The sequence below is a fragment of the Vibrio sp. ER1A genome (assembly GCF_000733315.1).
GTDB classification, from domain to species: domain Bacteria; phylum Pseudomonadota; class Gammaproteobacteria; order Enterobacterales; family Vibrionaceae; genus Vibrio; species Vibrio mediterranei.
In genome coordinates this window covers 79,414-87,032 of record NZ_JPJA01000084.1, presented here as the reverse complement: position 1 = coordinate 87,032, position 7,619 = coordinate 79,414, and the positions used below count along the sequence as shown (strand labels likewise).

Here is a 7,619-nt window from a genome sequence, read left to right as displayed (position 1 = left end):
GACCTAACGCTGAACTGTTTGAGGCATGGGTGATTGGAGCAAGCGTCAGCATGATGCCGAAGATTAGTGCTGAGAAAATTTTCATAATGATCCCTTTCAATTATTTAAAATTTGGAGGCATCTCACACTTCGAGATAATCCTAAGTATGAACAAGAGAGAATAAAGATCAAAAAAAAGAGTAAGAATTAAAAAATTTTTAATTCCAAAAAAGTGGAACTTATTAATTACATTAAATTAATAAGCGTATGATTTGGAAAGCAAAAATAATCTATAGCTTTGTCATGTATTATGGAGAAATACCACTCAACTACTTAAAATAACTTACTTAGTTTCTAGAATAATCTATGAGAATGACAGTTAACTAGTTGGTAATTAAGGGATCTAAGGGAGTCTGATTTACGGTGACGTGTTATCAGCTCAAAAATATCTCGTTTTCGACGTTTTGTTGTAAAGAGTCGGTAAAATGAATGAATTTCGATAATAGTCAGTTGTCCTGACTCGTACCAGAAATCGAGCAATTTGCCTTGTTTGGTGTGGAAAGTAGGTTTATGGCATAACCTTGTTCTCTTAGCAATTCAACAACACTATGTTTTCCAACAAGGTGTAGTGCGCCCACTGCTACAAAATAGGCTCCTGTTCTGTATTCTTGCGATTGGCTTAATATCTTTACCCACTTTTCATTTCGCTCGTAGATAAATGAGTGATAAAAATCATCGTTGTAGGCCTCTGCTTGTAACACCTCTTCAAGGTTCTTTATATCTCCCATACGCCAAGACTCGACTAAACATTGGATACTTGCTTCACCATTTGGCCACTCTTGGATTGTTTGTTTCAACATATCTAATCCGTCATCAGGCTGATTTGCGAGTAAATCGATTTGAAACTGTAAACTCTCTAAGCCCTTTATTGGTAATTGATGAGTGTTTGCCCAATGAACAAACTGCATATCAATGCCAAACTGAGGTTGGTAATTAAGAGATTGGAATTGTAATTGCTGTAGGGTTAGGGCTGCTTGCCAAGGCGGTAAGTTCAAGATGGTAGCTGGAACGAGGGAGGTCTGTTTTAAGATTGTACTCAATGTTGCTAAGTATTCTTCATCTAACACCTGCTTCGCGCTTGGCTGTGGTTCTTGCGGGAAACGAACTTTTTCATTTAAGCGTGTTTCGACAATTAGGCTATTAGAGCCATCTAAAGCTTCTGTCACCTCTCTAGAAAATGGATCGAGCTCGGTATCCCCAACGTGAATTGTCCCCATGAGATAGAGGTGCTGTTCACCTTTGTCTGCTTGCCATAACAGTGGTTCTGCATGAGAAAAGAACGAGACCAATAACAGAAGGTTCATGAATGAAGGCCCTAATTGAGCTCTCTTTATACGACTCGAAATATCTCTAAGCACTTTATCCACCACTTTCTGAACTACGGTTGGGTGTTCAGACTAACACAAGTTCGCTCCTCAAATGCCAAGGTTGAAATGGAGAGTTACTGCTCTAGGTTATTTTTTACCGATAAAACTACTTTTTTGATGCGAATTAAATGCTGTTTTAAACCTAAAAGTACGTTTGATGTCACGATTTTGTAAGAGTAATTTTCGACGGCATGTGGTTTTTACGACATTTTTGTCATCAATATGGCGATACAAGCATGTTTTTTGTGACTTCTATCATAGGTAATTTTTCTTTGGAAATTTATTGTGTTTTATATAACCTTTTTAAATTGTTGTTTTGTAATGATTTATATTTTTTGTCATTTTCTTGTTGTGATTTTGATCACTTGTGTGGGGTAATTATTTGTTAGCGCGAATTAAATCTAGTTATAGTGTGCTCAAGCCAAACGGCAGCATATCAAGGCAGCAACATAAGCTGCTCAAAACTAAAGCATATATAGGTGTTATAATGAAAAAAGTTCTCGCTCTTACCGCTCTTGCAGTTGCATCAACTAGCGCTTTCGCAGGCTCTTCTTATGTAACTGGTAACGTTCAGTTTCACGATACGTACCTTCAAGGCTCTAAAGCAACGTCTACGCTAGAAGCCGGCCATACATTTGACTCTAACACTACGCTTTTAGTTGAGTTTGATGCTATTCCACTGGGTAAAGTACAAGATGGTGCTAGTCCACTACCAGCGACTACTTTGGGTGTGGAACAGGTCTTTAACGCAACTGACCACCTTTGGTTTGCAGCAGGTTACCATCACTTGATTCAAGGCGGTGAAACAATTCAGTATCGCCCACTGATCAAGATCGGTTATAACTTCGATAACGGCCTTTCTTTGAGCAACCGTACTCGTATGCACATTAACAATCAATTAGATGGCCAAGCTCGCAAATCAGATACCGACGTTCGTTTAGACAACAAAATTGCCTATCAATTCGCTGACCAGCCTGTAGCTCTTTCTTATAACAACGTTTACGTAGTAGCTGGCGACAAAGATGCGAACGGCGATGATAAAGTTAATACGATGGACCATGAGCTTCGTGCAACTTGGACTCGTGACGGCGTACAACCATACTTTGAGTTCCGTAGCCAAGCTCACGGCCTAAAGAATGCTGACGGAAGCAGTGCAGTAAACAACGCTGTTGTGTTCGGTGCTTCATACGGCTTCTAATCTGTCCCCTCAAGATTGTTCATATTTCCATATTTAGGGCTCCGTAAGGAGCCTTTTTTCTGTTCTGAGTTCGGCTATAGAATAGAGGTGCCTCGCAATTTCTTTTTATCTGTCCCTTGTCTTCAGAGTGACAAGATAAAATACGCAAACGAGACTGAACGAATGCTCAAGTCATGGCGTACTAAACTTCTTATTGTCAGTAATGACTTAAAAGGGTGATGAAATGAATATTAAATTTCTTGTATCTAGCTTAATCACAGTTGTCTTTATGAGTGGTTGTACTCAGATAGCTTTTCCCACAGATGGGACGAGTGATTCATGGCAAACATTTGGTTATGAGCAGTCAAAAAAAGGCTACATGAAAAAAACACCTGAAGAATTAAATGTTAATGATGAAGCTTTAGAAACGGCTTACTCTAAGGGATATGAAAAAGGCCGAACTGAATACTGCGCGCAAGATGCCTACAAGTTAGGGATTATGGGGAAAAGCTATCTGGGGATTTGTGACGACCTCGATTGGCGATTCCGAATGAAGTATAACGATGGACGTTCAAATCAAAGTCTTGGCCGCTTATAGCGGAACTGAGGCGGCACGCTGATATAAATCTGAACGTTTAGTTTGTTTTAATAAATTTGCTGTTTACTCAGCAACTTTTATTTATCCTTGCAGAGGTCGACTATTGGTCGTCCTTTGTCGTTTTTCTGCCCAGAAAATATGTCTTTCAGACGATTTATTTACATAGCGAAGTTAGGGTTAAGCTAGTTGATTGAATTTCCAGTATTTATCTGATTTTTTGACAATTTGTGTCTTGCAGAGTCATGACTTTGTTAGAATTTGCCACAAGGTAAATCGAGAGCGAAGATGCGTTTTTTCTGACTAAGTTAGGACTAACGTCTTGCGTAAAATTTCATTCTTGGCACTCGCATTTAGCTCGAGCAGCGCATTTGCTGCATCGTCCTATATTGAAGGTAACATCCAGTTCAATAGCAGTTATCTCTATGATTCCAAAACCACAGCTAAGATGGCAGCAAGCCATACTTTTGATACGGATACAACGATTAAGTTCAAAATAGAAGATATTGCGATTGGTGCAACACCTCACAGTGATGGTCAACATCACCACCATAACATGTACTATGGACACCGCGTGAGAGCTCCTTTGGTAACGCTAGGGGTAGAGCAGCGTTTTCAAATGTCGGACAACTTCTGGCTAGGGGCTGGCTATGAACACCTAATGCAAGTGGGTGAAACCATGCAGTACCGTCCACTCTTTAAAATCGGCTATGACTTTGAGGAAGGTCTCTCTTTGAGTCATCGCACTCGAATCGAAGTTTATGCACAACATGACCGTTGGGGATATAAACCGGATACAGATTATCGATTTGATAACAAGATTGCCTATACGTTCCAAACGCACCCAGTGAAAATCCACTACAACAATGTTTACCATAGCATAGGAGCTTATGGGCCATACTACCCATACACGGACAGTACCATGGATCATGAGTTTAGGTTGACGTTAACGAAATACGCGTTTCAGCCGTATTTTGAGTACAAGAGTCAAGGGGATTTTAAAGTATCACGTTATGGCCATGGTGTAGCGAATAGCGCATTTCTTATAGGTGGGATTTATAACTTTTAGCCAGAAAAAACGCCACAGCGACTGCTATGGCGTTTTTCTAGTATCAGTGCTTCACGTTACATATTGTAAGCACGGAAACTGTAGACTTGACCTTTCTCATTGTAAGCATAGACATGATAAGGGTCTTTCTTGTCGCCATATTCCATACCTGGAGAACCAACGGGCATACCAGGAACAGCAAGTCCCTTAGCGTTCTTAGGTGGGTTCTCTAGGAAAGCCTTGATGTCATCGGCTGGAATATGGCCTTCGAAGACGTAGTCACCGATAACCGCTGTATGACACGAAGCGAGTTCGGGCTTTATACCTAGTTTTTCTTTTATCGGGTTCATATTCTTATGCTCTTCAACCGTAACATTAAACCCAGCATCTTCCATATGCTTCACCCATTCTTTACAGCAGCCACAGTAAGGTGACTTATACGTGAGCATATCCGTGGCAAACGCTGAACCTGTTACCATCGCAAACGACAGTGTTGCCAGTTTGAATAAACGTGTTTGCTTTGACATATTGAATCCTTTTTAACAACTAATTATTGGCTATATCGTTATCGGTTAACGAACTCGATTAGCCTTTATATTGAAAATTTCTGAGTCTATTTGCGTTGCTGACAACGGTAATAGAGGACAGTGCCATGGCTGCTCCAGCAAAAACAGGGCTGAGCAGAAAACCAAAAATCGGGTAAAGAATCCCTGCTGCAATCGGGATCCCTAACGAGTTATAGATAAACGCACCAAATAGGTTTTGTTTTATGTTCTTCACTGTCGCTTTAGACAGTGAGATGGCGTAAGCCACCGTTGCAGGGTTACTATTAAGCAATGTCATTGGCGCGCTTTCGATGGCCACGTCACTCCCTGAGCCCATGGCAATACCGACATCAGCAAGTGCTAAAGCAGGTGCGTCATTGATGCCATCACCAACCATAGCGACAGACCCAAACTTAGCCTTAAGTGACTCTACATGAGCGGACTTCTCATCTGGCAGTACTTCAGAAACCACCTCGTCGATACCTAGCTTCTTAGCGATTACGTTAGCAACATGTCGGTTGTCACCCGTTAGCATCACAGTATGAATACCTTGCTGTTTCAATGATGCCACTGCAGACGCGGCTTCTGGCTTAAGCTCATCGGCGATAGCAATCACAGCTACCGCTGAATTATCGATAACCACGACCACTGGTGTCGCAGCCATATTTGCTGCTTCATCGAGGCCATCTTGAATCGGCGTTGTATCAATGTTCAAACTTTGTACGTGATTGAGCGATGCAATGGTTATTTGCTTATCGTCAACTATCCCTTTAACCCCTTTGCCTTTAAGATTCTCAAATTGTTGGGGCTCACTTGTGTCAGTGGCCGACCAATATCGAGTGACCGCTTTTGCTAGAGGATGTTCTGAACGTTTTTCTAATGGCAATACCAATTTGGCCAGCTCATGTTCTGTCAGCTCATGTGCTGATGATAGGTTCGATGTAAATACTCGCTGTACGGTTGGCTGACCCATGGTCAGTGTGCCGGTTTTATCGAATACGACGACTTTTACTTTACTTAGTTTTTGTAAGGCGTCGGCATCTTTAATTAATACGCCGGCTTGGGCAGCTTTGCCTATACCAACAGTAATAGACAGTGGTGTTGCCAAACCTAATGCGCATGGGCAGGCGATGATGAGTACTGTTGTCGTCACAACAAGCATATAACTGGCTCTAGGCTCTGGTCCGACAAAGAACCAAACTGCCGCGGCTAATAAAGCGATAGCTACAACGACGGGAACAAATATTGCTGAGATAGAGTCTGCTAATTTAGCAATGGCAGGTTTACTGCTTTGCGCTTCTCTTACTAGGTTAATTATACGCGACAACATAGTATCTGCGCCCACACCTGTTGCCTTGATAACCAAGCTACCATCGGTGTTTAATGTGCCTGCAGATACGGAGTCATTAATGTCTTTTGCCGCGGCTACAGGTTCACCCGTCAACATGGATTCATCAACATAGCTGTGTCCTTCAAGTACTAGGCCATCAACAGGAACTTTTTCACCAGGCTTTATTCTAAGCAGCATGCCAAGACGAATATCTGACACTGCCATAGGTTGATCTTGACCATCAATAATGGCAGTCGCATATTGTGGTTGAAGGTTCATTAACGCTTGAAGCGACTGATTGGTTTTAGACTTTGCTTTGGCTTCGATGTAGTGCCCGAGAGATATTAATCCCACAATCATCGCACTTGCCTCAAAATAGACATGTCTAGATTGATGTGGGAACCAACTAGGCTTAACCACCACTAACATAGAGTAAAACCATGCTGCGCCCGTGCCTAACGCAACGAGGGTATCCATCGTTGCTCGTTTGTGTGTTAGTGCTTTATAAGCATTTACATAGAAGTCGCGCCCGGCGGTAGCGAGTAGCCATAAACAGATGACTCCAATTAGCCCCCAGGTCATTTGGTCTAGAGGGTTGCGGATCATCATATTGCCACCTAGTACTCCCCAAAGCATGAGCGGAGCACCAATGGCTAAGGCAACAATAGTGTGCTTTTTTTGAGTCGCTTGATGGTCTAACAGCGCTTGCTGTTGCTGACTTTGGCTTGTGGCTAAGTCTTGAACTAGCTCCCCTAGGTAACCCGCACTCGCAACAGCAGCGAGCAAAGTGTCATTGATGCTTTCTACATCTTTGGAAGCTACCACCATAGCACTTTGTTCAGCAAGGTTAACGCGAGCGCTCTTGACGCCATCAACACTGGCAAGTGCTTTCTCTACCGAGCTCACACAACTTGCACAAGTCATTCCCTGAATCAGGTAATGAAGTCTGTAGCCCTCTTGTGTTAACAGCGGTTCGTCCTTCGATTCTGTTAGCGACGAGATATCAGGAGAAATAGGCTCAATACTCTCGCTTTGCGTAGACGCGTCAACGTCATTGCCACTGGTAGGGTTGGCCGCTTGCTTTGCTTGATATCCAACAGCTTCTACGCTATCGATAATAGTTAGCGGATTGTCTACTGTTGCAATGGTTAACTCTGATTTACTCAATGAGAGAATTTCGTAGTCTTCCAATGACTCAAGCTGAGCGCGCAATTTCGCTACACATTTTCCGCAGTTCAGACCTGAAAGTACAAAATGCCATACGGGAATGGCATGGTAGTTAAGGGATCGAACGATGGAAATAATGTCTTGGACATCCGAGGAACTCTCCACGATAAGTTGTTCAGTGGTGAGTGTTTTGACATCCATCGATAGCGGGGAGGTATCGAGTGCTTTTTGCAACTTATTCACGCACCCCATGCAGGAGAGTCCTGATAGATTTAGCGTATATTGATTCATAAAACACCTCGAAGAAATATTGAACTGTGACTAACGATAAACCTTACCGCAAGGGTAAGG

At 42.3% G+C, this 7,619-nt stretch carries 6 protein-coding genes; 3 read left to right on the top strand and 3 right to left on the bottom strand.

What is annotated here, in order from left to right; all coding sequences use genetic code 11:
- Window positions 1-485: 485 nt before the first annotated feature.
- Window positions 486-1,343: a TraB/GumN family protein gene (locus HW45_RS05310; RefSeq protein ID WP_038225401.1), complete on the bottom strand. Its 858-nt coding sequence runs from the start codon at window positions 1,341-1,343 to the stop codon at window positions 486-488.
- Window positions 1,344-1,893: 550 nt separating this feature from the next.
- Between HW45_RS05310 and HW45_RS05305 the strand changes: the two genes are divergently transcribed.
- The 3 genes from HW45_RS05305 to HW45_RS05295 all read left to right on the top strand — a co-directional run bounded on the left by HW45_RS05305 (window position 1,894) and on the right by HW45_RS05295 (window position 4,247).
- A complete protein-coding gene (locus tag HW45_RS05305; protein WP_038225400.1) occupies window positions 1,894-2,604 on the top strand; it encodes an oligogalacturonate-specific porin KdgM family protein in 711 nt (236 codons plus the stop codon).
- A gap of 223 nt (window positions 2,605-2,827) precedes the next feature.
- Complete coding sequence (locus tag HW45_RS05300; protein ID WP_051867816.1) at window positions 2,828-3,181, top strand: DUF2799 domain-containing protein; 354 nt, start codon at window positions 2,828-2,830, stop codon at window positions 3,179-3,181.
- A gap of 319 nt (window positions 3,182-3,500) precedes the next feature.
- Window positions 3,501-4,247 (top strand): hypothetical protein, encoded by a 747-nt coding sequence (locus HW45_RS05295; RefSeq protein WP_038225399.1) that lies wholly within the window; start codon window positions 3,501-3,503, stop codon window positions 4,245-4,247.
- A gap of 56 nt (window positions 4,248-4,303) precedes the next feature.
- Here HW45_RS05295 and HW45_RS05290 read toward each other — a convergent pair whose 3' ends face one another.
- Window positions 4,304-4,753 (bottom strand): DUF411 domain-containing protein, encoded by a 450-nt coding sequence (locus tag HW45_RS05290; RefSeq protein WP_006075234.1) that lies wholly within the window; start codon window positions 4,751-4,753, stop codon window positions 4,304-4,306.
- Window positions 4,754-4,811: 58 nt separating this feature from the next.
- Window positions 4,812-7,559 carry a heavy metal translocating P-type ATPase gene (locus HW45_RS05285; RefSeq protein WP_038225398.1) on the bottom strand — a complete coding sequence of 916 codons (2,748 nt, stop codon included), beginning with the start codon at window positions 7,557-7,559 and terminating at the stop codon, window positions 4,812-4,814.
- Window positions 7,560-7,619 lie beyond the last annotated feature (60 nt).

Bases quoted from the DNA above. Each gene is read 5' to 3' on its own strand.
- HW45_RS05290 (WP_006075234.1), bottom strand. From the start codon at position 4,753: ATGTCAAAGCAAACACGTTTATTCAAACTGGCAACACTGTCGTTTGCG.
- HW45_RS05300 (WP_051867816.1), top strand. From the start codon at position 2,828: ATGAATATTAAATTTCTTGTATCTAGCTTAATCACAGTTGTCTTTATG.
- HW45_RS05305 (WP_038225400.1), top strand. From the start codon at position 1,894: ATGAAAAAAGTTCTCGCTCTTACCGCTCTTGCAGTTGCATCAACTAGC.
- HW45_RS05310 (WP_038225401.1), bottom strand. From the start codon at position 1,343: ATGAACCTTCTGTTATTGGTCTCGTTCTTTTCTCATGCAGAACCACTG.
- HW45_RS05285 (WP_038225398.1), bottom strand. From the start codon at position 7,559: ATGAATCAATATACGCTAAATCTATCAGGACTCTCCTGCATGGGGTGC.